This window comes from Rhodanobacter sp. FW102-FHT14D06 (assembly GCF_043950705.1).
In the GTDB taxonomy this organism is placed as follows: Bacteria; Pseudomonadota; Gammaproteobacteria; order Xanthomonadales; family Rhodanobacteraceae; genus Rhodanobacter.
The window spans coordinates 21222-47215 of sequence record NZ_CP170722.1 but is presented as its reverse complement, the minus strand read 5'-3'; the positions used below and the strand labels follow the sequence as shown (position 1 = coordinate 47215).

The window sequence follows — 25994 nt, the reverse complement described above, 5'->3', positions numbered from 1 at the left end:
AGCCGCTTCCGCGGGCATGAGAATGCCCATCCGCCGTGCGCGATCAGCGTGCCTTGGGCTTGAGGCGAACGTAGAGCTGCTTGCGCACGATGGCGATGACCTTGCCGGAGGCGGTGGTCACTTCGGTCTCGAACCAGCGCAGCACTTTTTCGCCGCCGGCCGCGGCGACGCGCAGTTCATCGACCACGGCGGGGTCGAGTTTGAAGTGTGCGTAGACGTCCTCGTAGCCCGGCGCCACGAAGTCGATCGTGCCGGCCTTGTCCCACACGAAGTAGTCGCTGCCGAGCTGGTGCATCGCCAGCAGCATCCAGAACGGGTCGACCATGGCGAACAGGTTGCCGCCGAACTGGCTCTTGACGTAGTTGCGGTTCCACGGCCGCAGCCGCAACACCACCGTCGCTTCGGTGTAGTCCTCGCTGAGTGATTGCACGCGAATCGCGTTGACGAGGGCCGGCGGCCACAGGTTGAACAGCCGGCGAAAAGTGGAGGCGCGCATGAGGGCGATGGAATGAGAAAAGAAACATCCTACCCGAACATACGTAACGGTATGGAACGGGTGCGCACCCCGATGAACACGCAGGAGCACGCTCGCGGGCGATGCGCTTGCGCCGGGATTCGGGATTCGCAAAAAAGCTTAAAGGCATCGCCCGCAAGCGGGCTCCTGCGAGGGGATGATCGGCCTCAGAACAGCATCGAGGCCATTCGTCGCCGGTAACGCCCGACCAGCTCGGCGTCGTCCAGCGTGGCGAAGGCAGCGAGCAGGCGCTTCTTCGCCTGGCCGTCGTTCCAGTCGCGGGCCTTTTGCAGGATGGCGAGAAACTGGTCGAGGCCGGCTTCGGCGTCGCCTTCCTGCAGCAGGCGCAGGCCGAGCAGGTCGCGTGCTTCCCAATCTTCCGGGTTGGCCGCGATGCGCTGTTGCAATGTGTCTGCTGCAGGGGCGGCCGCGGCGGCGCGGGCCAGTTCCAGTTCGCTGCGCAGGCGCTGGGCGCGCGCGTCGGTGGCGAGGTTGGCGGGCAGGGCGTCGAGTTCGGCGCTGGCGGCATCGGCCTGGCCTGCACGCATCAGCGCCAGCGCCAGGTCGAGCTTGAGCTCGGCCTTGGCCGGCTCGGCGGCGATCGCCTGCTGGATGCGGTTGATCGCCGCCTCGGGCGTTTCGGCGGGAGCGTCGTCGTCGGCGATGTCGCCCTCGTCGCCTTCGAGGGCCTGCACGTGGCGGCCGAGGAACTCGCGCAGCTGGCGCTCGGGCAGTGCGCCGGCGAAGCCGTCGACGACCTGGCCCTGGCTGACCAGCATCACCGTGGGGATGCTCTTGATGCCGAACATCCCCGCCAGCTCCTGCTGCGCGTCGACATCGACCTTGCCGAGCCGGAACGCGCCGTTGAACTCGGCGGCCAGCTTTTCCAGGATCGGCCCCAGCGATTTGCACGGTTCGCACCATGCGGCCCAGAAGTCGACCAGGATCGGCGTGTCCATCGACGCTTGCAGCACCTCGGTCTCGAAGGTCTGCTGGTCGATGTCGAAGACGTGGCTGGCGCGGGTGGTATCGGTCACGGAAAGCTCCGGCGGCGGGTTGTGGATGCCCAGATCAGGGCGATGCCCAGCATATCAAGCAGCGGACGCGCGGCCTGCGCTCGCGCGCGCATTCACGAAAGATTTGCGAGAATCCCCCGATGGCCACCGCCGTACGAAACACCGATTGCCTGCATGCGCGTTCGTCCGATGCGCTGCTGATCTGCGAACACTGCGACACCGTCTATCGGCGGCGTCCGCTCGCGCGGGGCGAGGTCGCCCGCTGCGTGCGTTGCGGCGCGGAGCTGGATCGCCATCGCGCGCTGTCGGTCAATGCGCTGCTGGCGCTGATCCTCACCGCCATGATCGTGTTCGTGCAGGCCAACATCTGGCCGATCTTCACGCTCGGCCTGAACGGCCAGTTCAGCGCCACCACGCTGTGGGGCATGATCGTCACGATGTGGGAGCAGGGCGCCCAGGTGGTCGCCGTATTGGCGGCGGGCACGCTGTTCTTTTTCCCGATGACGAAGATGATGGTGATGGGCTGGCTGCTGTGGTTCGCCCGCATGGGCCGGCGTGCGCCCGGCTTTGCCCCGCTGATGGTGGCCCTGCACCGGATCGGCCCGTGGACGATGAGCGAAGTGTTCGTGCTGGGTGCGCTGGTGGCGATCGTCAAGGCGCACACCTACTTCGAGGTGGTGGCCGACCCGGGCATCTACGCCTATGGCGCGTTGACGTTGCTGATCACCATTTTCGCCGGCGTGGACATGCGCCAGCTGTGGGAGCAGACGCCGGAGCCGAAGCCGTGAGCGCGCTGCCTCGTGCCGTCGACCTGGGCCTGATCGGCTGCCGCATGTGCGGGCTGGTGTGCCGCAACGTGGCCGGCAACGCGAAGCTCGACGGCGACGGCGTGGGCGACGCGATGGCCTGCCCGCGCTGCGGTTCCACGTTGCGCCGGCGCAAGACCAACAGCTACGCGCGCACCTGGGCGCTGCTGATCGCCGGTTTCATCCTGTACATTCCGGCCAACGTGCTGCCGATCATGCGCACGGCCAGCCTCAACGACGTCGACGACAACACCATCATCAGCGGCGTGGTCGAATTGTGGACGAATGGCTCGGTGGACCTGGCGATCATCGTTTTCCTGGCCAGCATCGTGGTGCCGATGCTGAAGTTTCTCTCGCTGGGCATGCTGCTGGTGAGCAGCCAGCGTGGCAGCGACTGGGCGCGACCGCAGCGGGCCAGGCTGTACCGGCTGGTGGAGTTCATCGGCTACTGGTCGATGCTGGACGTGTTCGTGGTGGCGCTGCTGACGGCGCTGGTGCGCTTCAACGTGCTGAGTCGGGTCGAGCCGCTGCCCGGCGTCATTTTCTTCGGGCTGACCGTGGTGCTGACCATGCTCGCCTCGATGAGTTTCGATCCGCGCTTGATCTGGGATGGCAGGAACACCGATGACTGAAGACACCCGCGTCGAACCCGGTCCGCCCGCGCCCGACGCCCTGCCGCGGCCGGTGGTGGAGCAGCGCCGCTTCAAGGAGTCACTGATCTGGCTGGTGCCCGCGCTGGCGGCGCTGGTGGGGCTTTCGCTGGTGATCCACAACTGGCTGCAGACCGGCCCGCAGGTCGTGATCAGCCTGCAGAGCGCCGAGGGGCTGGACGCCGGCAAGACGCCGGTCAAATACAAGAACGTGGTGATCGGGCGGGTCAAGAAGATCCGGCTCAGCCCCGATCGCAGCCATGTGCTGGTGTCGGTGGCGCTGGAGAAGAGTGCCGAGGGTTTCGCCACCAAGGGCACGCGCTACTGGGTGGTGCGCCCGCGCATCGGGCTGGGCGGCGTGTCCGGCATCGACACGCTGTTTTCCGGCGCCTTCATCGGCGCCGACGTGGGCGAGTCGGACGAGCAGCAGGAGCACTTCGATGGCCTGGAAGCGCCGCCGGCGGTGCGCCACGGCGAGCTGGGCCGCAGCTTCGTCCTGCACAGCGAGGACCTCGGCTCGCTGGATGTCGGCTCGCCGGTCTATTACCGGCGCATCCAGGTCGGGCGGGTGGCCTCGTACACGCTGGACAAGGACGGCAAGGGCGTGTCGCTGCACGTCTTCATCGACGGCCCGAACGACCGTTTCGTCAGCCGCTCCAGCCGCTTCTGGAATGCCAGCGGGGTGGATCTCTCGCTCGGCGCGAACGGGCTGAAGCTCAATACCCAGTCGATGGCCGCGGTGCTGGCCGGCGGCGTGGCCTTCCAGGACCCGCCCGGTCCCCACGACAGCACGCCGGCACCGGAGGACACCAGCTTCAAACTGTTCGGCGACCGCACCACCGCGATGGCGCCGCCCGACGGCGAGCCGCACTACCTGCGCATGCGCTTCGAACAGTCGGTGCGCGGGCTCGCGGTGGATGCGCCGGTGGAGTTCCTCGGCATCAACATCGGCAAGGTCGTCTCGGTGCGCCTGGACTACGACGAGAAGACGCAGAAATTCCCGGTGCTGGTGGGCGCGGTGGTCTACCCTGAGCGCCTCGGTGCCGCCTACGACAAGCTGGAAGCGATGGCCAGGGCCAACGGCCATGCTCCGGACCTGGCGCGCATGATGGGCGGGTTGATCGCGCACGGGCTACGCGCACAGGCGCGCACCGGCAACCTGCTCACGGGGCAGCTTTACGTGGCGCTGGATTTCGTGCCGCACGCCACCAAGGTCGACTTCGACCCGGCCGCCAAGCCGCTCACCATCCCCACCGCGCCGGGCAGTTTCGACAAACTGCAGGAGCAACTGGCGGAGATCGTCGACAAGCTCGACAAGGTGCCGTTCGACAGCATCGGCAAGCATGTCGACCAGGTGCTGGCCGGGCTCGACACCACCTTGAAGCAGGTCAACGGCAAGACCTTGCCGGCCTTCACCGAGACCTTGCACGGCGTGCAGAAAACCATGGGCACCGCCGATGCGGCGCTGTCGAACGATTCGCCGCTGCAACGCAATCTCGGCGCCACGCTGGAGCAGGTGCAGCGCATGTCGCGTTCGCTGCGCGTGCTGTCGGATTACCTCAGCGGTCATCCCGAAGCCCTGCTGCGCGGGCGCCGCCCCGACGACCGACCTGCCACGCCGCCCGCACCGGAACCGGCCCCGGCACAGGAGCACAAGCCATGATGCGTAATGCCATCGCGTTGCTGGCGGTCACCGCCGCAGCCTTGCTCGCGGCCTGTGCCTCGGCACCGCTGCACTACTACACCTTGCTGCCCGGGTCGGCGGCACCGGTGGCCGAGTCGGCGACCGCGATTGCGTTCGAGGTGCTCACCGTCAACGTGCCGGCGCAGGTCGACCGGCCGCAACTGGTCGTGCGCCAGGGCGGCCAGAGCGTGGCCCTGCTGGAGGGCGAGCGCTGGATCGCGCCGTTGGCCGACGAGGTGCGCGGCGCGCTGGCCGCCGACCTGACTCGCGCCTTGCCGGGCCGCGACGTGGGCGGCATGGCGGCCAGCGGCAAGCCGCTGTTGCAGGTGAGTCTGGACGTGCGCCGCTTCGATTCGCAGCCGGGCGATCACGCGTTGATCGAGGCAGCCTGGCAACTGCGCTGGCGCCACGACGGCAAGCTGGCCACGCAGGCATGCAGCAGCCGCATCCGCGAAGCCGTGGGGCCGGGCTACGACGCCCTGGTGCAGGGCCACCAGCAGGCGCTGGACCTGCTGGCGGAACAGATGGCGGGAGTGGCGCGCGCGCTGGCATCCGGCCAGCCGGCCGCCTGCCCGGAAGGCTGAGTCGGCCGCTCCTGCGTGAATGCCGGAACGGTGCCGGCCTTGGCGGAAACCCCGCGCTGGGCTAGTCTGACCCGTTCACCGCCGCCGGTTCGATCCGGTGCGCACCCACCGCATCATGGCCTTCCGAAATCATGCAGGACAATCAAGCCCCGACCGCTGCCGACACCGACGAAACCGCCTACCGCCCGCAAGCGGTGGAGGCTGCCGCGCAGCAGTACTGGAATGCGCAGCGCGCCTACGAGGTGAAGGAACAGTCCGGCCGGGCCAAGTTCTACTGCCTGTCGATGCTGCCGTACCCGTCCGGCGCGCTGCACATGGGGCATGTGCGCAACTACACCATCGGTGACGTGATCAGCCGCTTCCAGCGCATGCAGGGCAAGAACGTGCTGCAGCCGATGGGCTGGGACGCATTCGGCCTGCCGGCGGAGAACGCCGCGATCAAGCACAAGACCGCGCCGGCCAAGTGGACCTACGCCAACATCGAGCACATGCGCGCGCAGATGCAGGCGATGGGCTACGCGTTCGACTGGTCGCGCGAGTTCGCCACCTGCCGGCCGGACTACTACGTGCACGAGCAGCGCATGTTCACCCGGCTGATGAAGAAGGGCCTGGCCTACCGCAAGAACGCGGTGGTGAACTGGGACCCGGTGGACCAGACCGTGCTGGCCAACGAACAGGTGATCGACGGTCGCGGCTGGCGCACCGGCGCGCTGGTGGAGAAGCGCGAGATCCCGCAGTGGTTCCTGAAGATCACCGACTACGCGCAGGAACTGCTTGACGGCCTGGACGCGCTGCCGGGCTGGCCCGATGCGGTCAAGACCATGCAGCGCAACTGGCTGGGCCGCAGCGAGGGGCTGGATATCCGCTTCGCGCTGGACGGCGAGGGCGAACCGCTGAGCGTGTTCACCACCCGCCCCGACACCTTGATGGGGGTGACCTTCCTCTCGATCGCCGCCGAGCACCCGCTGGCGCAGCGCGCGGCGCAGGACAATCCGAAGCTGGCCGCCTTCATCGCCGAGCTGAAGCACGGCGGCGTGTCCGAGGCCGAGCTGGAGACCCAGGACAAGCGCGGCATGGACACCGGCCTGTGCGCGATCCACCCGATCAGCGGCGAGCGCGTGCCGATCTGGGTGGCCAATTTCGTGCTGATGGGCTACGGCACCGGCGCGGTGATGGCAGTGCCGGGACACGACCAGCGCGACTGGGAATTCGCGCAGAAGTACAGCCTGCCGATCAGGATGGTGATCGTCGACGAGTCGGTGCTCGATGCGCTGAAACAGATCCGCCACGAGCTGGCGCTGGGCGTGGGCAGCGACGCGATGCTGGCCGCGCTGGAAGGCCGCGACATCCATGCGCAGGATGTCTCCGCGCCGCTGCGCGTGGTGCAGGAGTTCGAGCGCCGCATCATGGAGGAGGCGGCCTGGACCGCGCGCGGCACCCTGGTCAATTCCGGCGAGTACGACGGCATGGATTTCGCCCATGCGTTCGACGCGCTGGCCACGCGCTTCGAGCGCGCCGGCTGCGGCGCGCGCCGGGTCAACTGGCGCCTGCGCGACTGGGGCGTGAGCCGCCAGCGCTACTGGGGCTGCCCGATCCCGGTGATCCGCTGCGCGGCGTGCGGCGACGTGCCGGTGCCGGAAGACCAACTGCCGGTGCTGCTGCCCGAGGACGTCGCCTTCTCCGGCGTGCAGTCGCCGATCAAGGCCGACCCGGCCTGGCGCCAGACCACCTGCCCGAATTGCGGCGGCGCCGCCGAGCGCGAGACCGACACCTTCGACACCTTCATGGAGTCGAGCTGGTACTACGCGCGCTACACCTCGCCCGGCGCGGCCACCCAGGTCGACGACCGCGCCAACTACTGGCTGCCCGTGGACCAGTACATCGGCGGCATCGAGCACGCCATCCTGCACCTGCTGTATTTCCGCTTCTATCACAAGCTGCTGCGCGACGAAGGCCTGGTGGCCACCGACGAACCGGCCACCAACCTGCTGTGCCAGGGCATGGTGATCGCCGAGACGTTCTACCGCGAGAACGCCGACGGCTCCAGGGAATGGTTCAACCCGGCCGACGTGGAAGTGCAGCGCGACGATCACGGCCGCGTCACTGGCGCACGGCTCAGGACCGACGGGCAACCGGTGCGGATCGGCGGCATCGAGAAGATGTCCAAGTCGAAGAACAACGGTGTCGACCCGCAGTCGATGGTGGCCAAGTACGGCGCCGACACGGTGCGCCTGTTCTCGATGTTCGCCGCGCCGCCGGAGCAGTCGCTGGAATGGAACGAGGCCGGTGTCGAGGGCATGGCGCGTTTCCTCAAGCGCTTCTGGCGCGAGGTGACCGCCCACGCCGGCGGCCCCGACCATGCGCTGGTGGACCCGGCGGCACTGGATGCCGCGCAGAAGGCCATGCGCCGCCAGTTGCACGAGACCATCCAGAAAGTCAGCGACGACATCGGCCGGCGCCACGCGTTCAACACCGCGATCGCCGCACTGATGGAGCTGCTCAACGCGCTGGGCAAGTTCAACGACGCCAGCGAGCAGGGCCGCGCCGTGCGCCACGAGGCACTGGAGACGATGGTGCTGCTGCTCAATCCGGTGGTGCCGCATGTCTGCCACGCGCTGTGGCAGGTGCTCGGCCACCCGGTCGCGGTGCTGGAGGACCAGCCGTGGCCGCGAGTCGATCCCGTCGCGCTGGTGCGCGACACCGCGACGCTGGCGGTGCAGGTCAACGGCAAGCTGCGCGGTACCATCGAGCTGCCGGTCAACGCCGGCAAGGACGAGGCCGAGGCATTGGCCCGGGCGCAGCCGCAGGTCAGGCAGTTCCTCGAGGGCATGACGGTGCGCAAGGTCATCGTGGTGCCCGGCAAGATCGTCAACATCGTCGCAGGATGACAACCATGGGCTTCATCAACGCGCGTCGGATTCGCCTGCTGTCGCTGCTGCTCGCCGCGCTGGCGCTGACTGCCTGCGGCTTCCATCTGCGTCAGAACGCCAACCTGCCCGCGGCCATGCAGCGGGTGCATCTGGACGCCCACGGCGGCAGCAATTTCCAGCGCCAGCTGACCCTCGCGCTGGAACGCGCCGGCGTTGCCGTCGAAGACGCGCCCGGCCCCGGCATCGCCGAGCTTGCCGTACCCACCGCCGCCTTCAACACCGACACGCTCACCTCCGGTGGCTACGCGCGCATCAGCGAGTTCGCGATCCACTACACGGTCAGGTTCGGCGTCACCGACGCAAGCGGGCAGATCCTGGTGCCGCTGCAGACCATCAACATGTCGCGCGAGTTCAGCTACGACGCCGGCAACACGGTGGGCAGCGCCTCGCAGGTCGAGCAGATCCAGAAGAGCCTCGATGACGACATGGTGCAGGCGATCATGTTCCGCCTGCAGGCCGCCGCCCATTCTCCCGCCGCGGCGTCCAGCGTGCGCTGATGCCGCTCAACCCGAACCAGTGGTCGAAGGCGCTGGCGGCGGATCGACTCGACGCCGTCTACCTGCTGGCCGGCGAGGAACTGCTGGTGCTGGAAGCCGCCGACGCCTTGCGCGCGCAGGCACGGCGACTGGGTTACGGCGAGCGCGAGGTGCTCGAGGTCGGCCAGCATTTCGACTGGGATGACGTCGCCCGCGCCGGCGCCAGCATGTCGCTGTTCGCCAGCCGCCGGCTGATCGACCTGCGCCTGCCGACCGGTCGCCCCGGCATCGAAGGCGCCAAGGCGATCACCGCGTTCTGCGCCGACCCGCCGCCGGACGTCACCTTGCTGATCACCGCGATGGAGTGGAGCAGCAAGCACGACGGCGCCTGGAGCAAGAAGCTCGACGCCAGCCACAGCATGGTGGTGTTCAATGCGCCGCGGCCGCACGAGTGGAACGCCTGGGTCGGTGCGCGGCTGGCTTCCCGCGGACTCAGCGCCAGTGCCGACGCGGTGGCGTTGCTGGCCGAGCGGGTCGAGGGCAACCTGCTGGCGGCGGCGCAGGAGGTCGACAAGCTGGCGGTATTGCATGGTGAAGGCCGCATCGACGCGACCGAGATGGAGAGCCTCGTCGCCGACAGCGCCCGTTACGACGTATTCAAGCTCACCGACGCCGCCTTGTCCGGCGACGGGGGGCGCGCGCTGCGCGTGCTGGCCGGGTTGCGCTCCGAAGGCGACGAGCTGATCGCGCTGATGGGCTGGCTGGTCAACCAGCTGCAGCTGGCGCTGCGTCTGGCCAATGCGCAGAACTTCGCCGCGCAGGCCAAGGCCGAGCGCCTCTGGCAATCGCGCGAGCAGATGTTCCGCCAGGCATTGCGCCGTGCGCCGCGCGAACACTGGCTGCAATGCCTGGCGCGTGCCGCGCGCATCGACCGCATGGCCAAGGGCCGCGAGCAGGGCGATCCGTGGCTGGAAGCCGAACGGCTGATCGCGGCCATTGCCGAGCCGCGCGCCGCGAAGGCGCTCGCGTGAAACCGCTGGCGATTTTTGGCGGCACCTTCGATCCGATCCACCTCGGCCATCTGTGCGTGGCGTGGGAAGCCGCCGAACTGCTCGATGCCGAGGTGCTGATGATGCCGGCGGGGCTGCCGCCGCATCGCCCGCCGCCGATCGCCAGCGCGGCGCAGCGGCTGGCGATGCTGCAGGTGGCGCTGCGCGGCCAGTCGCGGCTGATCCCGGATGGGCGCGAGCTGGCCCGCGAGGGCGCGTCCTACACGGTCGACACGCTGGCCGGCTTGCGCGCCGAGCAGGGTGATCGTCCGCTGGTTTTGCTGCTCGGCGCCGACGCGTTCGCCGGCTTGCCCGGCTGGCACGAGTGGCAGCGGCTGTTCGAGCTGGCGCACATTGGCGTGCTCAGCCGTCCGGGTGAACAGGCGCCGCTGCCGGAAGCGTTGCACCGGGAACTCGCCGGCCGCCGGGCGGACGACGCCGCGGCGTTGCGGCTGGCGCCAGCCGGTTGCGTGATCGAGCTGGCGGTCACCCCGCTGGAGATTTCCGCCACCCGCATCCGCCAGTTGCTGGCCGCCGGCCGCGATCCGCGCTACCTGCTGCCGGCGGGGCTGTTCGATTCGGCCGGGCTGCTCGCGCCCTATCGCCGCTGATCCGGCCCCGGATCACATGAATGCATAGTGCACGATGTGGAAGAAGATCGGCGCGGCGAAGGTGACCGAGTCGAGCCGGTCGAGGATGCCGCCGTGGCCCTCGATCATGCTGCCCCAGTCCTTCGCGCCGATGCTGCGCTTGACCGCCGACAGCGCCAGTCCGCCGAGGAAGCCGGCCAGCACGATCACCAGCGACATGCCCGCCGAGCCCCAGAACGTGAATGGCGTGATCCACCACAGGCAGGCGCCGATGGCGATGGCCGAAAGGCCGCCGCCGACCAGGCCCTCGACGGTCTTGGACGGACTCACCCGAGGGGCCAGCTTGTGTCGGCCGAACAGCTTGCCGAACACGTACTGCAGCACGTCGCTGATCTGCACCACCAGCAGCAGGTACAGCATCAGCAGCAGGCTCTGCCCCTGATAGCCGGGAATGTGCAGCAGCAGTACCGCTGGCGCGTAGCTCACGCAGTACACCGTGAGCATCAGTCCCCACTGGATCTTGGTGGTGCGCTCCAGGAAATTCTCGGTATCGCCGCTGAGCGCGGTGATCGCCGGCAACAGCAGGAAGCCGTACACCGGAATGCAGATCGCGAACAGCCCGTACCAGTCGATGCCGATCAGCCAGTACTGCAGCGGTATCGCCACGTAGAAACACAGCACCAGCGGCAGGTGATCGCCGCGGCGGGTCGGCGTGAGCGTGGCGAACTCGCGCAGCGCGAAGAACGAGGCCAGCGCAAAGAACACCAGGGTGGCGACGCGGCCCAGCACGAAGCAGGCGCACAGCAGCGCGGCCATCCACCACCAGGCGCGGATGCGGGCGTTGAGGTTGTCGATCACCTCGCGCTTGTCCGGCGCCGCCCGCCGTCCCAGCCAGCCACCGATCGCGCTGGCCAGCAGCAACAGCGCCAGGATGCCGCCCATCACCCACCAGAACTTCTGCTGTGCCGTCATGCCAGTGCCACCACCGCCGCGTGGGCGCGCCTGAGGAAATCGTCCTTGTCTTCGTTCGCCCGCAATCGCATGGTTTCGCCGAAGCGCACCACGCAGGTCAGCGGCACCGGCAGCAGGCTGCCCTTGGGCATGCTCCGGTGCAGCGAATCCAGGTAGACCGGCACCAGCTCTGCCTGCGGGTAATCGCGCGCCAGATGGAACAGCCCGGCCTTGAACGGTTGCGGCAGCGGCTGCTGGCTGCGCGTGCCCTCCGGGAAAATGATCAGCGACTCGCCAGTATCCAGCGCGTCGCGCAGCGGCTGCAGCGGATCGCCCTCGCAGCGACTGCGGTCGCGCTCGATGTAGACGGCGCGAAAACCGTGGTCGGCGATGAAACCGCGGATGCCGCCCCGGCCCCAGTAATCACGCGCCGCCACCGGACGCGTGAGGGCGCGCAAGCTCGGCGGCAGGGCTGACCACAGGGCCAGTGCATCGAGGTGGCTGGCGTGGTTGGCGAAGTAGATCCGCTGCGCAGGCGAAGGTTCGCAGCCGATCCAGCGCGCGTGCGCGCCCACCAGCAGCCGCACCAGGCCGACGAGGACGTGCGAGGTAATCATGCGCCGTCTTCAGTGCGTAGCCGCAGGGCAATCGCGCGACTGCGCGTGATGCAGGTCAGCGCCGCGCCTGCGGCGATCACCAGCGCGCCGCCCAGCAGCAGTTCGCGACTCCATGCGGGCAGCAGCGCGGCAAGCAGCAACGTCGCCACCAGCAGCCACATGCGGTGCGGCTTGGCCATCGGCCCACGAAAGTCCTGCGCCAGCCCCAGCGAACCGCCTAGCACCCGCACATAGGCGGTCAGCGCGGCCAGCAGGGCGCCCAGCCAGCCCAGCCACGGCAGCCCGGCGGCGTAGCCGAGGGCGACCAGGAACAGCGAATCGGCCAGCCGGTCCGGTATCTCGTTGAACAGCGCGCCGGCCGGCGAACCCTTGCCACCCTCGACCGCGACCATGCCGTCGAACATGTTGCAAAGCAGCCGCAGCACGATGGCTGCCGCGCACAGCAATTTGCCGAACGGGTCGGCCAGCACCAGCAGGGCGGCAGCACCCGACAATGCGAACACCACGCTGACGCAGGAGATCTGGTTGGGCGTGATCGAGGTGCGTACCAGCGTGCGGGTGACGGCTTTCGCCCAGGCACTGCTGCGCGCGGCGATGGGTCGTCGATCGGTTTCCTTCATGCCGGCCTCGTGTTCATCCATGGTCGCGCCCCGCGCGCGAATCGAGCTTGCAGTGTATCAATCGCCGATGCCGTGGGCGCAAGCCCCGCCGCGTTGTGGGCCTCCGCTGCAAAGTCTGATCGATTCGGCATTTCCCCGGCCTGCGCGTTGCGCATCGCGCCGAAGGCACCGTACATTCCATGACGTTTGCAGACCGAGGCAGGAGAGCCCGATGCATCGACGGAAGCCCATGCGCCACGGCGCACTTCCCTTGCTGGCGATTGCCGCCGCCCTGATGACAGGATGCCACCCCGCCATGACCACCCAGTCCACGAAGATCCAGCCGCCGCCGGAGACGCTTGCGGTGCCGTTGCGGTTTGCAAAGCACAGTTTCGGGGCTTATTGCTACAACGCGACAGGCTGCCACGTTATCTACGACAACTTCGATCACACCGGGTCTGGATCCGAGCGGGATCCCGAGGTGGTTTCCGGGCCGCCGCCCGCGGGGGACTACCAAGCCAATCTGGATGCGTCGTACCTGGGCATCGACAACTTTCCGGCACCTGCAGAAGTGCGTTGGAAGTCATTGGATGGCATTCCGCATGAGGCCAAGGTGGACATGGCTGCAATCTTCAAGAATCAGTTGATCTGGCACAAAGTGCCCAAGGCGGACATGGCTGATTTCTTCCGTGGCCCCGTGGCTGGCGAACCCGGAATTATTCTGGTGGTAAACGACCGCACCATCGACGTCTACATGAAGATGCTTGTTCCCACCAGGACGGAGCAGATACCGGGGAACAAGTACAGCAGCGCGCGCGACGATCTGTTTCTGGTCTGGACGCGCACCTATTGATCGAGGGGCAAGGGAATGAGCCAGGAGGACAGGCTGGACAAGGACGGTATTCTCGATGATGGCGTGCCGTACTATGCGGCGGACGCACAGCGGCTGCAAAGTTACGTCGACGCTGCCGCTGCGTTGTCGAGGTTCCAGGCTCCGGTGTTGGTGCACGAATGCAACCCTCACGAGCATTTGTTCCTGGCGGCGTTCGACGGTACCGGTAACGATGTTTTCAAGGACCCACAGCATGCGACCAATGTGGCCAGGATCAACGCGCAAGTCGATATGTTGGCCAAACAGGGAAACAAGCAAATTGCGGCTGGTTATGTTCCGGGCCCAGGCACGCAGGATCATTATCTTGGGCGCACGCTGGATGGCATCAACGGCAATACCTACGACGAACGCATCGAGCAGGTGTACAAGCAGCTCATCGACAAGGCTTGGCAGTGGAAGCAGAAGGATCCCGAGGCTGAAATCCGCGTGGCCGATATTGGTTTCAGCCGCGGCTCGGAACAAGCTGCCGGGTTCGCGCGATTGGTTCATGAGCGGGGCATTCAAGACCCTTCAGGTGCGATCTATATCCGCGACCGGCACGGCCAGATAACCCACGTCGAATACGGCAGGCCTCCCCTGGTCGCCCCCGGCCAGGTGGCACAGGTGGTGGGCCTGTTCGATGCGGTGGGTACCGGCGAGCCGGTGCGCGAACACGACCGGCGCCTGCCGCCGTCGGTGATTTTCGGATTCCAGATCATTTCCGCGGACGAGCGGCGCGGGTTGTTCAAGTCCGATCGCATCATCGATCCGGGCATGACGCCGGATGGTCGCTTCCTGGGCGTGATCGTGGCCGGGGTGCATTCGGACGTCGGGGGCAGCTATCACCGGGATGGCCTGGCCATCCGCAGCGAGAACCTGATGAGCGATTACCTCAACGCCCTCAGCGATCAGCCGTTCCTCACGCTGCAGGCGGTACCCGGCGACCCGCGCCTGAACGTGGTGCATCGATCGGAGGACGGCATGCTGATCTATCGACTCGGCCGCGAGGTCGACCGACTCCGTCCCGAGGGCTACAACGAGCTGCTGGTGCCAAAGCACGAAGCTGGCAAGGTGAGCGATCCGTACAACGCCGAGCCCCGCGACGAAGTGCTGAGCCGGCAGTTTGAACGGCAGCCGGTGCAGGCAGGGGCCCGGACGGTAACGCCCGAGTCGGCATGGAAGACGCCAGCCGACGATTTGTCGGCACGGCTCGACCGCCTGCTGGCGGCCGGACAGGCAAACGACTGGGCGACGTTCAGCCGCGAAAACCGCACGCTGGCCGATGGTGACGCTGGCCGCCGGCTGCTCGAGCGCGCCGCGATGCAGGCGGGCTGGCTGGAGCAGCACGCGGCGCAGCAGCAGGCGATGCCCGCGCCACCGCGGCTGCAACCCGTTCCGGAACCCGTGCTGCAGCGCTGAACACGATCGATTGGCATCAAGGAGCGACACCATGCAAGAGGACGAATTGACCGCCTTGATCGACAAGACCGCGACGCTGATGGTGCATTACGAGCGCCGCGGCGCCGCCATCGACTCGCGCCTGCAAGCTCTGGCCGATGCGCTGCAGGGACTGGCGCTGCAACTGCCGGCGGTAGTCAAGACCTCTGCCGATGGTGCGTTGCAGACTTTGCCGGCCGAGATGAGTTCGCTGATGCGCGAGGGCCTTGGCTCGTCGATCGGCGATTATCGCCAGCGTCTGGATTCGGCGAGCGGCGATGTGGAAAAGACTGCACAGGCGCTGGCCGGACAGATCGGTCACCTGCAACGGCTGCATCGCCAGTTGATATGGAAAACCCTCGGCGCCGTCGTGCTGGCGTTCGCCTTGTTGCTGGCCGGCAGCGTGTGGTTGTCGACGCATTACACCCGCGTGATTCGCGACAACCAGCTTTCCGCCGAGTTGCTGAAAGCCTACAACGGCGCCGACGTGACCTTGTGCGACAGCGGCACGCTGTGCGCGAACGTGGACACCCGCGGCGCGCGCCATGGCGAGCGGTGGCAATATCTGCCGGTCAAGCCACGCTGAGAGCTTGTGAGTTTTTCAACCTCTCGGGCCGGCCACCGATGGCTGCGACGCCCCTTGGGAGCTCGCTCGTGGGCGATGCTCTCGCTCTTGCAGATACCGAATCCGGACCCCGAAAGCATCGCTCGCGGGCGGGTTCACGCGAAAGAGGGGCGCTGGCTTACGGCGTGTCTTTCAGCTGACCCTGCACTTCGTTGATCGAGTCGCGGATGCGCTTGGAGAACACCGAGTCGTCGTGGTGGATCAGCAGCAGGTGTTCGGTGGCGCGGGTCATCGCGACGTAGAGCAGGCGCGCCTCGTCGGCTTCGGCCTGGCCTTCCTTGGGCAGGCCGCCGATGCCGGGGATGATGACGAAGGGAAACTCCAGGCCTTTGCTGGAGTGCATGGTCACCAGCTTCACGCTGTCCTCGACCACGAACAGGGCCTGCTTGCCGGCGTTGTCGGCGAGGCGGCTGGGGATGCCGAGCTGCCTGAGTGCCTCGTGCAGCCTTTCGCCTTCCCACTGGTTGCGGTAGATCACCGCCATGTCGGAGTACGGACGGCCATGCGCGTGTTCGTCGCGCAGCCGGGCGATCAGCACATCCATCTGCGCGCGGGCGGTCTCGGTGCGCACCAGCTCGGGCACGGCGCCGCGGCGGCCGGCGCTTTCCGGCGCGATCAGCGGTACGCCGTCATCGTCGTCGCTGCGCGAGGCAAGCAGGTCCTGGGCGAACGCGCGGGCGACCGAGAGGATTTCCAGCGTGTTGCGATAGTTGAGCTTGAGGATGGTGGTGCGGCCCTGCGCCTGCACGCCAAGGCTCTTCCAGCTGATCTTGCGGCGGTCGGCATGGCCGTAGATGTTCTGCGCGTCGTCGTACAGCACCAGCAGCGAGTTGGTGGCCGGGTCGATCATCTGCACGATCAGCTTGTACCAGTCCGGCTCGAAGTCGTGACCCTCGTCGACCAGCACGGCGCCGTATTGGGCGCGCGGGATCTGCCCGCGATCGACGCCCGAGATCACCGCCGGCGGCAACGCCTCGACGAAGGCTTTGCCGCTGCCTGGCGGCAGCGGCTCGTTGTAGGCCACCAGCATCTTTCGGCACCACTTGTGGAAGTTGTAGACCTGCACCTTCTCGCCCAGGCCGCGTTCGCCGATCAGCTGTTCCAGCCGCGCGGCCAGCGTCTTGTTGTAGCAGAGCACCAGGATCGGCTTGCTCATCTCGCGTGCCAGCTGCATCGCGCGGAAGCCGAGGATCATCGTCTTGCCGGAACCGGCCACGCCGTGGATGATCCGGTGCTCGCCGCCGATCGAGCGTGCCAGTTGCTCCTGCTGGGCGTCCATCACCTTGACCAGGTCGGGGATTTCCAGCGGCCGCACCGCGGCGTCGGTGGGGCCGAACAGGCCGAACTGGCCGCTGCCGGCTTCCACGCGCAACTCCGGGAACAGGTGCCAGCGCACGCGGTCGATCTGGGGCAGGGTCAGCGCCACCGGATACACCTGCGGGAACATCGCCCACAGCTGCTGCTGGAACGCCTCGGCGTCGACCGTCTCGTACAACTCGTCGCGACAGATCACCAGGTGCTCGGGCAGTACCTCGCCCAGGCCGCCCTCGTCGAACTGCTTGCGGGTGATGTTGGCCAGCACCACGCCCCAGCCCCACGGCATGATCAGCTTGCCGGCGTGGCGCGAGCCTTGCGGGTGGCGCAGCGCCGGGTCGCGCTCCAGCACCACGCCGATCTCCAGCGCATATGCGCGCGCCTGCAGCAGCGGGTTGTTCTCCTTCACCAGGCCGCGCTCGGTGACCAGGGTGAACTGGGTGCTGTCGGCGTGGCGGATGGTGTCGGCCTTCCGGTCCTTCACCTCCAGCACCAGCAGGCCGCGGCGCGGGTGGAACACCACGAAGTCCGGATGGCGCTGCTTGAGCCCGACCGGCACGTCGTACCAGAGCAGGTAGTCGTCCTCCAGCTTCTGTTCCAGCCGTTCGGAGACACGCTTCTCGCCGCCGGTCATGCGCGGCAGGCAGCTGTTGCGGGTTGGGATGAGTGTTGCCACAGGCGCCCCTGGCTGACGTCACCGGGTGACGTTAGCCGATAGGGTGACGCTGTCAATGCTGATTGACGGCGCGGAGCTGCGTCCAGTGCGACAACTGCTCCGGTGCCACGTCCACCCGCCGACACGCGCGGCTGGCGATGCCGTCCTGCAGGGCGGCGCGGAACACCGGCGCGATCGACCACAGCGCACGCGCGGCCAGTCGCGCCTGGCGCTGTTGCCGAGGCGTGTGGCCGAGCGCCGCGAGCGCCCAATCCGGCAGCAGGGCATGACCGGCACGCAGGAACAGGTCGCGCGACAGCGCGGCCGCCGGCACCGGCAGCCGCACCCGCGCGAGCAGGCCGAGCACGACGCGGGAGCGTTCGGTAAAGGCCAGTTCGGGCTGGATGCGGCGGAAATAGTCCATGGCCTCGCGTTCGGACGCCGGCACGTCGCGCGCGCCAAGCGCCTCGGCGATCCGCCGCACCTCGTCGTAGTAGCGGTCGGCAGCACCGGGCGGCATCGCGATGTGGCTGTAGCGGCGGTAGCCTTGCAAAAAGCAGTACGCCTCGCTGACGTGGACCCAGGTGAGCAGGTCGGGATCGTCGGCGCTGTATGGCCGTCCGTCTTCGCCGTGCCCGGTGACGTGGCCATGGATCATCCGCACGTGCGCGATCATCGCCTCGGCCTGCGCACGCGGCGCATAGGTGGTGCCGCCGACGAAGGCCGTGGTGCGACGCAGCCGGCCGACCAGGTCGCCGCGGAAATTGGAGTGGTCCCAGACCCCGGCCAGCGCCAGCGGGTGCAGCGTCTGCAGGGTCAGCGCGGCGAGGCCGCCGGCCAGCATGCCGGGGAAATCCGAGTGCACTCGCCAGGTGGCGCTGTGCGGCCCGAACAGGCCGGGATCGCCGTGCGGATGGTCGTAGTCGGGGCCGTCGGAGCCGGCGCGCGGGAAGGCGCGCAGCACCCAGTGGCGGATCGGTTGGCGCAGCACGTCGATGGGCGAGGGCATGCCTGCAGTCTATCGCCTGGACGCGAAGGTTTGATTTGGACGTCCATTGTGTTATCAATGGCGCCATGTCCTCCATCACCGCCCGCCTGTATTTCTGGTTTTACGGCTACCCGAAGCCAACGGCGGCGGCGCGGACGCGATCGTTTTGAACTGATCGAAAAACCACACCGAACCGCCAATCCATGGCGGTTTTTTTTTGGCCGCCACCTGAATATCCCCAGGAGAGCCGCCATGCACGCCACCGACGACCTGCGCATCCGCGCCATCACCCCCCTCGGCACACCGGCCGAGATCATGCGCGACTGCGCCGCCGGCGACGCCGCGATGGCCACCGTGGATGCCGCGCGCCGCGCCATGCACGGCATGCTTTGCGGCAGCGACGACCGCCTCGCCGTGGTGATCGGCCCGTGCTCGATCCACGACCCCCGCGCGGCGCTGGAGTACGCCGCACGGTTGGCGCCGCTGCGCCGCGAACTGGGCGACGCGCTGGAGATCGTGATGCGGGTGTATTTCGAGAAGCCGCGCACCACCGTCGGCTGGAAGGGGCTGATCAACGACCCCGACCTCGACGGCAGCTTTCGCATCGACAAGGGGCTGCGCCTTGCCCGCGGCCTGCTGCGCGACATCAACACGCTGGGTGTGCCGGCCGGCACCGAGTTCCTCGACATGATCACGCCGCAGTACATCGCCGACCTGGTGGCGTGGGGCGCGATCGGCGCGCGCACCACCGAGAGCCAGGTGCACCGCGAGCTGGCTTCGGGGCTGTCCTGCCCGGTCGGCTTCAAGAACGGCACCGACGGCAACGTGAAGATCGCGGTGGACGCGGTGCAGGCCGCGTCGCAGCCGCACCATTTCATGGCGGTGACCAAGGACGGCCGGGCCGCCGTGGCCAGCACCAGCGGCAACGGCGACTGCCACGTGATCCTGCGCGGCGGCAAGGCGCCCAACTTCGACGCAGCCAGCGTCGAGGCCGCCTGTGCGGCGATCGACAAGGCCGGCCTGCGCCCGCAGGTGATGATCGATGCCAGCCACGCCAACAGCGGCAAGAACCCGGAGAACCAGCCGCGGGTGATCGAAGACCTCGCCGTGCGCATCGCCGCCGGCGAAACGCGCATCCTCGGCGTGATGGTGGAAAGCCACCTGCTCGGCGGTCGGCAGGAGCTGCAGCCCGGCCAGCCGCTGCGCTACGGCCAGAGCATCACCGACGGCTGCCTCGGCTGGGAGGATTCCGTGCAGGTGCTGCAGCGGCTGGCGCGGGCAGTGCGGCAGCGCCGCCGCACTGTTGCCGCGCTTCCGGCGGAAGCCGCCGCCTGAGTCAGCCGAGCAGGCGCGCGTCCAGCGTGATCTCGGCCTTCAGCACCTTGGATACCGGGCAGCCCAGCTTGGTCGCCTCGGCGATCCGGGCGAACGTGTCCGCGTCGGCGCCGGGCACCTTCGCCTCGCAGCTGAGGTGCACCGCCGTGATCGTGAAACCGTCGCCGTCCTTCTCCAGCGTCACCACCGCCTTGGTGTCGATGCCGGTGGCGGTGAGCCCGGCGTTGCCCAGGCCCAGCGACAGCGCCATCGAGTAGCAGCCGGCATGTGCTGCGCCGATGAGTTCCTCCGGGTTCGTGCCGGGGCCATCCTCGAACCGCGACTTGAAGCCGTAGGGCGCCTCGCGCAGCACGCCGGTCTCGGTCGAGATCGTGCCCTGGCCGTCCTTGATGCCGCCGGACCAGTGGGCGAATGCGGATTTCTTCATCGGGGTTCTCCTGTGCGGACAAGCACCCATGCTGCACGAAGCTTCATGCAGCCGGCGCGAATGAAGCGGGCATTTCGGTTCACATGCGGTTGCCCCTCGCGCGCCGTATGCTCGCGGTTTGCCCGACCGTCAGGAGCACCCATGCCACTGTCCATCCAGCACGATCGCAAGGCGCACCGCTTCCACACCGAGGTGGATGGCGCGCACTGCGTGCTCGACTACAGCCTGGCCGGCACCGTGATGACGATCACCCACACTGGCGTGCCGCCCGAGGTGGGCGGTCGCGGCATCGCCTCCGCGCTGGTGCAGGCGGCGATGGAGGCTGCGCGTGCGGAAGGCTGGCAGGTGGTGCCGGCATGCTCCTATGCTGCCGCGTGGGTGCAGCGGCATCCCGAATATCACGACCTGCTCGGCTAACTCCTGACGCGGAGGCATGCATGGAAAAACCCTCGGCACTGCCGGAGCCGACTCCGGTCCGGTCGCGTGGCTGGCGGCCGTGGCGTTTCGTGGCGGGGCGCCCGTGGCTGATCCTGTCGCTGGTCCTTTTCGTGGCGTCGGTCGCGGTGCTGTCGTGGGGATTCGGTCTGCGCCTGGCCAGCGCGGTGCTGCTCGGTTTCGACCTGGCCGCGGTGGTCTACCTCGGCATCCTGGCCAGACTGTTCAACCACGCCACGCCCAGCCACATGCGGCGCCAGGCGCAGGCGCTGGATACCGGGCGCTGGGGCGTGCTGTGGGGCGGCGTGCTGCTGTCGGCGGTGGTGCTGGCGGCGCTGGGTGACGAACTGCACGCGGCCAGGAGCGGCGGGGTGCCGGAGCTGGCCGTCGGCGTGCTCAGCGTGGTGCTGAGCTGGCTGTTCCTCAGCGTGATGTTCGCGGTGCATTACGCCCACGGCTACTACGGCAACTTCGGCGACAAGCATGCCGGCCTGGAGTTTCCCGACACGCCGAAACCCGACTACTGGGATTTCGCCTATTTCTCGATCGTCATCGGCATGACCTTCCAGGTCTCCGACGTGCAGATCACCAGCCCCTACCTGCGCCGCGTGGTGCTGCTGCACAGCGTGATCGCGTTTTTCTTCAACGTGTTCATCATCGCGATCACGGTGAATATCGTGGCCGGGCAGGGGAGCTGATCGGGCCGGGCAACCCGGCCTCGGTTCGCGGCAAAGGGAGCGAGGAGCGGCATGACCGCTTCATCCCTTCTTGCCTTTTCCCCGGGGAATGACCGATGAACGCGCGCCTTGCCTTTGCCCTTGCCGCCAGCAAGGCGTTTGCCCGGGACGCGATGGCTGCCAGCTCCGGCAGCGCGATGCCGCACGATGCCATGAAGCGCGGATCGATGAAGCACGACGCGATGAAGCAGAACGCCATGAAGGGGGATGCGATGAGGAAGGAGGCGATCGGCTCCGGCGGCTGACCGGCTTCAGTTGCCTGCGGCGGCGGTGGATACTGGGATCATCTCCGCCGCAGGCCATCATGCATGAGCGCGTCGTTCGCCAGCCGGCTCGGCATCGAGCATCCGTTGATCCAGGCACCGATGGCCGGGTCGACGTCGCCCGCGCTGGTGGCCGCGGTATCGAACGCCGGGGCGCTGGGTTCGCTCGGTGCCGGCTACCTGGAGCCGCAGGCGATCCTGGACCAGGCGGCGCAGATCCGCGCGCTGGGCGATCGGCCGTATGCGATCGGCCTGTTCGTGCTGCCGGACGAGTTCGAGGCCGACATGGCAGCGGTGGCCAGGGCGCGCGAACAGCTCGACGCGCTGATGGCGCGCGAAGGGCTCGACGTGCGCACCCGCGTGCCGGCGCGCTGGGCGCCACGTTTCTCCGAACAGTTCGCCGCGCTGTGCGAGGCGCGTCCCGCGGTGGCGAGTTTCGCGTTCGGGGTGATCGATCCGGCCCAGCGGCGCGAATTGCGCCGACGCGACATCGTCGTGATCGGTACGGCCACCACGGTCGCCGAGGCGCGTGCCTGGGCCGATGCCGGTGCCGACGCCGTGTCGCTGCAGGGCGCCGAGGCAGGCGGTCACCGCGGCACCTTCCTGCATGAGCCCGAGGACGCCATGATCGGCCTGTTCGCCCTGCTGCCGCTGGCCGCGCGCGCGGTGAACATCCCGGTGATCGCCGCCGGCGGCATCATGGACGGCCGCGGCATGCTGGCGGCGGAAGTGCTCGGCGCGGCGGCCAGCCAGCTCGGCACCGCCTTCCTCGCCTGTCCGGAATGTCCGGCGGCGGAGGCCTGGAAGCAGGACTTGCCACGGGTCGAGGAGCATCAGGTCGCCACCATCCGCAGCTTCTCCGGCCGCGCCGCCCGTGGCCTGCGCAACCGTTTCGTCGAGGCGATGCCGCAGGCGGCGCAGGGCCTGCCGTATCCGGTGCTGAACGCGCTCACCGCGCCGCTGCGTCGCGCCGCGGCGGCGGCCGGGCGTGGCGACCTGCTGTCCGAGTGGTGCGGCCAGGCCGCCGCCATGGTGCGCCCGCAACCGGCCGCCGAACTGGTGGCGCGGCTGATGCACGAGTACCGGATGGCGAAAAGGTCGCTCGCCCATTGATGGCCGCGGCCTGGGCGGCCGGCTTGACTTGCCGTCACGGCTGGGCGGTTATACTGCGCCCGCGCCATTTTGCGCGGCGATCCTGCATCGAGGCCCACCCTTTTGAGCACAGCTCGTAGCACCCCGGCCGTCACCACGGCCACCCTGCGCAAGTGCGTCATCGACGCGCTCGAAGAACTGAAAGCCAAGGACATCCGCGAGATCGACGTCCGCGGCAAGACCTCCATCGCCGACCTGCTGGTGATCGCCTCCGGCACCTCCGCCCGCCACGTCAAATCCATTGCCGACGAAGTCGGCAAATTCGCCAAGAAGGCCGGCGTGATGCCGCTGGGCGTGGAAGGCGAGACCGAGGGCGAATGGGTACTGGTCGACCTGGGCGACGTGATCGTCCACGTGATGCTGCCCCGCATCCGCGAGTTCTACGGCCTGGAGCGGCTGTGGACGGTGGGTGACCACGGGCACGAAGCCGACGCCGCGCAAGCCGGCTGAATTTCGTGTGGGGTGCGTCGCAGGAGTGGCCCCTCACCTCAGTCCTCTCCCCGCAGGGGAGAGGAAGCGAACGCGGCGCTGCGCGCGTGTCATTTCATGAGAGCGGACCATGCGCGCGCGCCTGATCGCGGTCGGTGAACGCATGCCCGGGTGGGTGGCGGAAGGCTTCGCCGAATACCGCAAGCGGCTCTCGCACGAACTGCCGCTGGAGCTGGTCGAACTGAAGCCCGGCCTGCGCGGCAAGGGCCGCGACGATGCGCGGGCGATCCAGGACGAGGGCGCCGCGCTACTCGCCGCCTTGCCGCACGACGCCCACGCGATCGCACTTGATGGCCGCGGCAAGGCCTGGTCGAGCGAGGACCTGGCCGAACAGCTGGCGGCATGGCGCATGGGCGGGCGCGATCTCGCCTTCCTGATCGGCGGTCCCGACGGTCATGCGCCCGAAGTCCTGGCGCGCGCCGACCAGCGCTGGTCGCTGGGCCCGCTGACCCTGCCGCACATGCTGGTGCGGCTGGTGCTGGCCGAGCAACTGTATCGCGCGTGCAAGATCGCGGCGGGGCATCCGTATCACCGGGGGTGAAGGTGGGGCCTCCTGCCCGGTCGTTTCGCCCGACCCTTTCGTCGTTCTCCCTGGGCATGGCGTGGTGAGCCCTTCGACTCCGCTGCGCTCAGGGCGAACGGAGTTTGCGGCTGGGCGAAGTACCCCGTCACGGGATGGTGGATGCATGCAACATCGCGTTGCGGGCCCGGGCGAGCTATGGTTTTCCGAATCCCGAATCCCGAATCCCGAATCCCGAATCCCGAATCCCCGCCATGCCAACCCACATCCAGCTCGCCACGATGGCAGACCTCGACACCCTGGTGCCGTTGTTCGACGGCTATCGCCAGTTTTACCGCCAGTCGCCCGACCTCCCGCGGGCGCGGGCGTTTCTCGCCGAGCGCATCGAGCGCGGCGAATCGCTGATCCTGCTGGCGCGCGACGATGACGGCACGGGGTTGGGTTTCACCCAGCTGTACCCGCTGTTCTCGTCGGTGCGCGCGGTGCGCACATGGCTGCTCAACGACTTGTTCGTGGCCCGGTCGGCGCGCCGACGCGGGGTGGCGGGTGCGTTGTTGCGGGTGGCGGCCGAGCAGGCGCGCGAACGGGGTGCGGCGAGCCTGTCGCTGTCCACGGCGCTGGACAATGCGCCGGCGCAGGCCTTGTACGAATCACTGGGCTGGCGGCGCGAATCGGGCTTCTGCGAGTACAGCCTGGGGCTGTGAGACGGCTATGCTGCCGGGATCGTCACGCCGGAACTGTCCATGCTTCATCTCGCTTCCCAGTCGCCGCGTCGGCGGCAGTTGCTGCAGCAGCTCGGCGTCGAGTTCGCCGTCATTGATGTCGAGGTGGTGGAGTGTCGCGACGCGGCGGAGTCGCCGCTGGCCTACGTGCAGCGGGTGGCGCACGACAAGGCGCGTGCGGGGCTGGCATCGCTCGGCGCTGATGCCGCCGACGCGGTGGTGCTGGGTGCCGACACCGAGGTGGTGCTCGACGGCGAGGTGTTCGGCAAGCCGCGCGATGCGCGGGATGCGGCGGCGATGCTGGGCCGGCTGGCCGGACGCACGCATGAGGTCATCTCGGCGCTGTGGCTGGTGGCGAACCGGCGCGAGCTGGCGGCGGTCAGCGTGTCGCAGGTGCGCTTTGCGGCGCTGGATGCGGCGGCCATCGCCGCCTACGTCGACACCGGCGAGCCATTCGGCAAGGCGGGTGGCTACGCGATCCAGGGCCGTGGCGCGGCCCTGGTCGAACACCTCGCCGGCAGCTATTCCGGCGTGATGGGCCTGCCCTTGTTCGAGACCGCACAGGCGCTGCGCAAGTTTGCGGATTGATCGCGGGTCAGCCTGCGTGAGCCGCCAGGAACCACGCCGCCGTGGCCAGTGCGTTGTTCGCCGCGTGTGCCATCACGCCCGGCCAGATCGAGCCCGAACGCAGGCGCAGCCAGGCCAGCGCCATCGCCAGCAGCCACAGGGCGGGCAGCGCGAACACCTGCCAGTTGAGCCCGGGCAGGTGGGCAGTCGCAAATATCACTGAACTCAGCACCGCGGCGCCGAACCGACCCCAACGCGGCTGCAGCGAAGACAGAAGCACGCCGCGGAACAGCAGCTCTTCCACCAGCGGCCCCAGGCTCGCCACCATCAGCATCAGCGGAATGCGCCAGCCCAGCGGCGTGTTCTCGCCCAGTTGCTGGATGTTCTGGGTGACCGGGTGGCCTTGCGCCAGCCAGTGCGTCAGCCAGCCGCCGAGCACGGGTGCGAGCAGGCCGATGACCACCGCCAGCGCGAGAAAGCCCAGCCGCGACGGGCGCACGAAGCCGAAACCCGGCGGCTGTGCCAGCGACCACAGCCGCGGCGAGCGCCGCCACACCAGCCACAGGATCGTGGCTGCCGCCAGGCCCAGCGTCAGCATCACCAGCAGCGCCTGCATGCCGGGCGGCTGCAGGGTTTCGCGGATGCGCACGGTGAAATCGGCCACGCCGTGCCAGTCGTGCAGGTGGCCGGTGGCGATGGCCAGCAGGACCACCAGCACGCTGCTGCCGGCTGCCTGCAGGGCGAAATAAAGCACGATCCAGCCCAGTGCCATCCACGGTCCGGGGGCCGTCGGCGCAGCGGTGGTGGCGGGGCGGATGTCGATGGTCGAGGCTTCCTCAGCTGCGGCGAGTGACGAGCCGCGCCGCAGCGGCACGGCGTTCCTGGCAGCACGCTAGTCCGTGGCCGCGCTCCCGCGCAATCGGCCATCCGACACGGTCGCTACCGGCCGCATGGCGTAACATCGTGGCAGGAACCGATGCATCAGGGGGCG

At 68.3% G+C, this 25994-nt stretch carries 29 protein-coding genes; 20 read left to right on the top strand and 9 right to left on the bottom strand.

Annotation, left to right across the window (positions count from 1 at the left end; all coding sequences use genetic code 11):
• Window positions 1-43 precede the first annotated feature (43 nt).
• Window positions 44-496 carry a DUF4442 domain-containing protein gene (locus ACFCQI_RS00260; RefSeq protein ID WP_395119278.1) on the bottom strand — a complete coding sequence of 151 codons (453 nt, stop codon included), beginning with the start codon at window positions 494-496 and terminating at the stop codon, window positions 44-46.
• A 185-nt stretch (window positions 497-681) separates the two neighbouring features.
• The gene (gene trxA, locus ACFCQI_RS00255; RefSeq protein ID WP_395119277.1) at window positions 682-1551 is read right to left on the bottom strand and encodes a thioredoxin; all 870 of its coding nucleotides are present in this window, start codon (window positions 1549-1551) and stop codon (window positions 682-684) included.
• A gap of 119 nt (window positions 1552-1670) precedes the next feature.
• Between trxA and ACFCQI_RS00250 the strand changes: the two genes are divergently transcribed.
• From ACFCQI_RS00250 to nadD, 8 genes are all read left to right on the top strand, one after another.
• Window positions 1671-2318, top strand: coding sequence for a paraquat-inducible protein A (locus ACFCQI_RS00250; RefSeq protein WP_395119276.1), 648 nt, complete (start codon window positions 1671-1673; stop codon window positions 2316-2318).
• Complete coding sequence (locus tag ACFCQI_RS00245; protein WP_395119275.1) at window positions 2315-2968, top strand: paraquat-inducible protein A; 654 nt, start codon at window positions 2315-2317, stop codon at window positions 2966-2968. The genes ACFCQI_RS00250 and ACFCQI_RS00245 overlap by 4 nt, the downstream gene beginning before the upstream one ends.
• On the top strand, window positions 2961-4649 hold the full coding sequence (locus ACFCQI_RS00240; RefSeq protein ID WP_395119274.1) for an intermembrane transport protein PqiB: 1689 nt from the start codon (window positions 2961-2963) through the stop codon (window positions 4647-4649). The genes ACFCQI_RS00245 and ACFCQI_RS00240 overlap by 8 nt, the downstream gene beginning before the upstream one ends.
• Window positions 4646-5254 (top strand): membrane integrity-associated transporter subunit PqiC, encoded by a 609-nt coding sequence (locus ACFCQI_RS00235; protein ID WP_395119273.1) that lies wholly within the window; start codon window positions 4646-4648, stop codon window positions 5252-5254. The genes ACFCQI_RS00240 and ACFCQI_RS00235 overlap by 4 nt, the downstream gene beginning before the upstream one ends.
• 131 nt (window positions 5255-5385) lie before the next feature.
• Window positions 5386-8142 (top strand): leucine--tRNA ligase, encoded by a 2757-nt coding sequence (leuS, locus tag ACFCQI_RS00230; protein WP_395119272.1) that lies wholly within the window; start codon window positions 5386-5388, stop codon window positions 8140-8142.
• Between the two features lie 5 nt (window positions 8143-8147).
• The gene (gene lptE / locus ACFCQI_RS00225) at window positions 8148-8681 is read left to right on the top strand and encodes an LPS assembly lipoprotein LptE (protein ID WP_395119271.1); all 534 of its coding nucleotides are present in this window, start codon (window positions 8148-8150) and stop codon (window positions 8679-8681) included.
• A complete protein-coding gene (gene holA / locus ACFCQI_RS00220; protein ID WP_395119270.1) occupies window positions 8681-9691 on the top strand; it encodes a DNA polymerase III subunit delta in 1011 nt (336 codons plus the stop codon). The genes lptE and holA overlap by 1 nt, the downstream gene beginning before the upstream one ends.
• Window positions 9688-10320, top strand: coding sequence for a nicotinate-nucleotide adenylyltransferase (nadD, locus tag ACFCQI_RS00215; protein ID WP_395119269.1), 633 nt, complete (start codon window positions 9688-9690; stop codon window positions 10318-10320). Before holA ends, nadD begins: the two co-directional genes overlap by 4 nt.
• A gap of 12 nt (window positions 10321-10332) precedes the next feature.
• On the opposite strand, the gene ACFCQI_RS00210 is transcribed toward nadD, so the two are convergent.
• Genes ACFCQI_RS00210 through ACFCQI_RS00200 form a run of 3 tightly spaced genes read right to left on the bottom strand, consistent with a single transcriptional unit; the run spans window position 10333 to window position 12508 of the window.
• Complete coding sequence (locus ACFCQI_RS00210; RefSeq protein ID WP_395119268.1) at window positions 10333-11271, bottom strand: phosphatidate cytidylyltransferase; 939 nt, start codon at window positions 11269-11271, stop codon at window positions 10333-10335.
• Entirely contained in the window at window positions 11268-11867 is a 600-nt protein-coding gene (locus ACFCQI_RS00205; protein WP_395119267.1) for a lysophospholipid acyltransferase family protein, read from the bottom strand. The genes ACFCQI_RS00210 and ACFCQI_RS00205 overlap by 4 nt, the downstream gene beginning before the upstream one ends.
• Entirely contained in the window at window positions 11864-12508 is a 645-nt protein-coding gene (locus ACFCQI_RS00200; protein ID WP_395119266.1) for a CDP-alcohol phosphatidyltransferase family protein, read from the bottom strand. Before ACFCQI_RS00200 ends, ACFCQI_RS00205 begins: the two co-directional genes overlap by 4 nt.
• A gap of 208 nt (window positions 12509-12716) precedes the next feature.
• Here ACFCQI_RS00200 and ACFCQI_RS00195 point away from each other — a divergent pair, with 208 nt between their 5' ends.
• Genes ACFCQI_RS00195 through ACFCQI_RS00185 form a run of 3 tightly spaced genes read left to right on the top strand, consistent with a single transcriptional unit; the run spans window position 12717 to window position 15360 of the window.
• A complete protein-coding gene (locus ACFCQI_RS00195; protein ID WP_395119265.1) occupies window positions 12717-13319 on the top strand; it encodes a hypothetical protein in 603 nt (200 codons plus the stop codon).
• Window positions 13320-13334: 15 nt separating this feature from the next.
• Window positions 13335-14756, top strand: coding sequence for a T6SS phospholipase effector Tle1-like catalytic domain-containing protein (locus tag ACFCQI_RS00190; RefSeq protein ID WP_395119264.1), 1422 nt, complete (start codon window positions 13335-13337; stop codon window positions 14754-14756).
• A 31-nt stretch (window positions 14757-14787) separates the two neighbouring features.
• Window positions 14788-15360, top strand: a complete 573-nt coding sequence (locus ACFCQI_RS00185; RefSeq protein WP_395119263.1) for a relaxation protein — start codon at window positions 14788-14790, stop codon at window positions 15358-15360.
• Window positions 15361-15517: 157 nt separating this feature from the next.
• Here ACFCQI_RS00185 and ACFCQI_RS00180 read toward each other — a convergent pair whose 3' ends face one another.
• The gene (locus ACFCQI_RS00180; RefSeq protein ID WP_395119262.1) at window positions 15518-17389 is read right to left on the bottom strand and encodes a 3'-5' exonuclease; all 1872 of its coding nucleotides are present in this window, start codon (window positions 17387-17389) and stop codon (window positions 15518-15520) included.
• Window positions 17390-17441: 52 nt separating this feature from the next.
• The gene (locus tag ACFCQI_RS00175) at window positions 17442-18377 is read right to left on the bottom strand and encodes an oxygenase MpaB family protein (protein WP_395119261.1); all 936 of its coding nucleotides are present in this window, start codon (window positions 18375-18377) and stop codon (window positions 17442-17444) included.
• A gap of 231 nt (window positions 18378-18608) precedes the next feature.
• Between ACFCQI_RS00175 and ACFCQI_RS00170 the strand changes: the two genes are divergently transcribed.
• Window positions 18609-19691 carry a 3-deoxy-7-phosphoheptulonate synthase gene (locus ACFCQI_RS00170; RefSeq protein WP_395119260.1) on the top strand — a complete coding sequence of 361 codons (1083 nt, stop codon included), beginning with the start codon at window positions 18609-18611 and terminating at the stop codon, window positions 19689-19691.
• 1 nt (window position 19692) lies between these two features.
• On the opposite strand, the gene ACFCQI_RS00165 is transcribed toward ACFCQI_RS00170, so the two are convergent.
• Window positions 19693-20118 carry an OsmC family protein gene (locus tag ACFCQI_RS00165; RefSeq protein WP_395119259.1) on the bottom strand — a complete coding sequence of 142 codons (426 nt, stop codon included), beginning with the start codon at window positions 20116-20118 and terminating at the stop codon, window positions 19693-19695.
• 141 nt (window positions 20119-20259) lie between these two features.
• On the opposite strand from ACFCQI_RS00165, the gene ACFCQI_RS00160 reads away from it, so the two are divergent.
• The 8 genes from ACFCQI_RS00160 (at window position 20260) to ACFCQI_RS00125 (ending at window position 25024) form a co-directional block, all read left to right on the top strand.
• The gene (locus ACFCQI_RS00160) at window positions 20260-20535 is read left to right on the top strand and encodes a GNAT family N-acetyltransferase (protein ID WP_395119258.1); all 276 of its coding nucleotides are present in this window, start codon (window positions 20260-20262) and stop codon (window positions 20533-20535) included.
• 20 nt (window positions 20536-20555) lie between these two features.
• Window positions 20556-21251, top strand: coding sequence for a DUF1345 domain-containing protein (locus ACFCQI_RS00155; RefSeq protein ID WP_395119257.1), 696 nt, complete (start codon window positions 20556-20558; stop codon window positions 21249-21251).
• 95 nt (window positions 21252-21346) lie between these two features.
• Window positions 21347-21535 carry a pentapeptide MXKDX repeat protein gene (locus tag ACFCQI_RS00150; RefSeq protein ID WP_395119256.1) on the top strand — a complete coding sequence of 63 codons (189 nt, stop codon included), beginning with the start codon at window positions 21347-21349 and terminating at the stop codon, window positions 21533-21535.
• A 63-nt stretch (window positions 21536-21598) separates the two neighbouring features.
• Window positions 21599-22666 carry an NAD(P)H-dependent flavin oxidoreductase gene (locus tag ACFCQI_RS00145; protein ID WP_395119255.1) on the top strand — a complete coding sequence of 356 codons (1068 nt, stop codon included), beginning with the start codon at window positions 21599-21601 and terminating at the stop codon, window positions 22664-22666.
• Between the two features lie 102 nt (window positions 22667-22768).
• Window positions 22769-23155, top strand: a complete 387-nt coding sequence (gene rsfS / locus ACFCQI_RS00140) for a ribosome silencing factor (RefSeq protein WP_395119254.1) — start codon at window positions 22769-22771, stop codon at window positions 23153-23155.
• Between the two features lie 109 nt (window positions 23156-23264).
• Window positions 23265-23735 (top strand): 23S rRNA (pseudouridine(1915)-N(3))-methyltransferase RlmH, encoded by a 471-nt coding sequence (gene rlmH / locus ACFCQI_RS00135; protein ID WP_395119253.1) that lies wholly within the window; start codon window positions 23265-23267, stop codon window positions 23733-23735.
• Between the two features lie 233 nt (window positions 23736-23968).
• On the top strand, window positions 23969-24418 hold the full coding sequence (locus ACFCQI_RS00130) for a GNAT family N-acetyltransferase (RefSeq protein WP_395119252.1): 450 nt from the start codon (window positions 23969-23971) through the stop codon (window positions 24416-24418).
• Window positions 24419-24457: 39 nt separating this feature from the next.
• On the top strand, window positions 24458-25024 hold the full coding sequence (locus ACFCQI_RS00125) for a Maf family protein (protein WP_395119251.1): 567 nt from the start codon (window positions 24458-24460) through the stop codon (window positions 25022-25024).
• A 7-nt stretch (window positions 25025-25031) separates the two neighbouring features.
• On the opposite strand, the gene ACFCQI_RS00120 is transcribed toward ACFCQI_RS00125, so the two are convergent.
• Window positions 25032-25877: a CPBP family intramembrane glutamic endopeptidase gene (locus ACFCQI_RS00120; protein ID WP_395119250.1), complete on the bottom strand. Its 846-nt coding sequence runs from the start codon at window positions 25875-25877 to the stop codon at window positions 25032-25034.
• Between the last annotated feature and the right edge of the window lie 117 nt (window positions 25878-25994).

What these genes read in the sequence shown, in the direction of transcription:
- ACFCQI_RS00260 (WP_395119278.1), bottom strand. Translation starts at nt 496, where the DNA reads ATGCGCGCCTCCACTTTTCGCCGGCTGTTCAACCTGTGGCCGCCGGCC.
- ACFCQI_RS00250 (WP_395119276.1), top strand. Translation starts at nt 1,671, where the DNA reads ATGGCCACCGCCGTACGAAACACCGATTGCCTGCATGCGCGTTCGTCC.
- ACFCQI_RS00240 (WP_395119274.1), top strand. Translation starts at nt 2,961, where the DNA reads ATGACTGAAGACACCCGCGTCGAACCCGGTCCGCCCGCGCCCGACGCC.
- ACFCQI_RS00235 (WP_395119273.1), top strand. Translation starts at nt 4,646, where the DNA reads ATGATGCGTAATGCCATCGCGTTGCTGGCGGTCACCGCCGCAGCCTTG.
- leuS (WP_395119272.1), top strand. Translation starts at nt 5,386, where the DNA reads ATGCAGGACAATCAAGCCCCGACCGCTGCCGACACCGACGAAACCGCC.
- lptE (WP_395119271.1), top strand. Translation starts at nt 8,148, where the DNA reads ATGGGCTTCATCAACGCGCGTCGGATTCGCCTGCTGTCGCTGCTGCTC.
- holA (WP_395119270.1), top strand. Translation starts at nt 8,681, where the DNA reads ATGCCGCTCAACCCGAACCAGTGGTCGAAGGCGCTGGCGGCGGATCGA.
- ACFCQI_RS00210 (WP_395119268.1), bottom strand. Translation starts at nt 11,271, where the DNA reads ATGACGGCACAGCAGAAGTTCTGGTGGGTGATGGGCGGCATCCTGGCG.
- ACFCQI_RS00205 (WP_395119267.1), bottom strand. Translation starts at nt 11,867, where the DNA reads ATGATTACCTCGCACGTCCTCGTCGGCCTGGTGCGGCTGCTGGTGGGC.
- ACFCQI_RS00200 (WP_395119266.1), bottom strand. Translation starts at nt 12,508, where the DNA reads ATGGATGAACACGAGGCCGGCATGAAGGAAACCGATCGACGACCCATC.
- ACFCQI_RS00195 (WP_395119265.1), top strand. Translation starts at nt 12,717, where the DNA reads ATGCGCCACGGCGCACTTCCCTTGCTGGCGATTGCCGCCGCCCTGATG.
- ACFCQI_RS00190 (WP_395119264.1), top strand. Translation starts at nt 13,335, where the DNA reads ATGAGCCAGGAGGACAGGCTGGACAAGGACGGTATTCTCGATGATGGC.
- ACFCQI_RS00185 (WP_395119263.1), top strand. Translation starts at nt 14,788, where the DNA reads ATGCAAGAGGACGAATTGACCGCCTTGATCGACAAGACCGCGACGCTG.
- ACFCQI_RS00175 (WP_395119261.1), bottom strand. Translation starts at nt 18,377, where the DNA reads ATGCCCTCGCCCATCGACGTGCTGCGCCAACCGATCCGCCACTGGGTG.
- ACFCQI_RS00170 (WP_395119260.1), top strand. Translation starts at nt 18,609, where the DNA reads ATGCACGCCACCGACGACCTGCGCATCCGCGCCATCACCCCCCTCGGC.
- ACFCQI_RS00165 (WP_395119259.1), bottom strand. Translation starts at nt 20,118, where the DNA reads ATGAAGAAATCCGCATTCGCCCACTGGTCCGGCGGCATCAAGGACGGC.
- ACFCQI_RS00160 (WP_395119258.1), top strand. Translation starts at nt 20,260, where the DNA reads ATGCCACTGTCCATCCAGCACGATCGCAAGGCGCACCGCTTCCACACC.
- ACFCQI_RS00155 (WP_395119257.1), top strand. Translation starts at nt 20,556, where the DNA reads ATGGAAAAACCCTCGGCACTGCCGGAGCCGACTCCGGTCCGGTCGCGT.
- ACFCQI_RS00150 (WP_395119256.1), top strand. Translation starts at nt 21,347, where the DNA reads ATGAACGCGCGCCTTGCCTTTGCCCTTGCCGCCAGCAAGGCGTTTGCC.
- ACFCQI_RS00145 (WP_395119255.1), top strand. Translation starts at nt 21,599, where the DNA reads ATGAGCGCGTCGTTCGCCAGCCGGCTCGGCATCGAGCATCCGTTGATC.
- rlmH (WP_395119253.1), top strand. Translation starts at nt 23,265, where the DNA reads ATGCGCGCGCGCCTGATCGCGGTCGGTGAACGCATGCCCGGGTGGGTG.
- ACFCQI_RS00130 (WP_395119252.1), top strand. Translation starts at nt 23,969, where the DNA reads ATGCCAACCCACATCCAGCTCGCCACGATGGCAGACCTCGACACCCTG.
- ACFCQI_RS00125 (WP_395119251.1), top strand. Translation starts at nt 24,458, where the DNA reads ATGCTTCATCTCGCTTCCCAGTCGCCGCGTCGGCGGCAGTTGCTGCAG.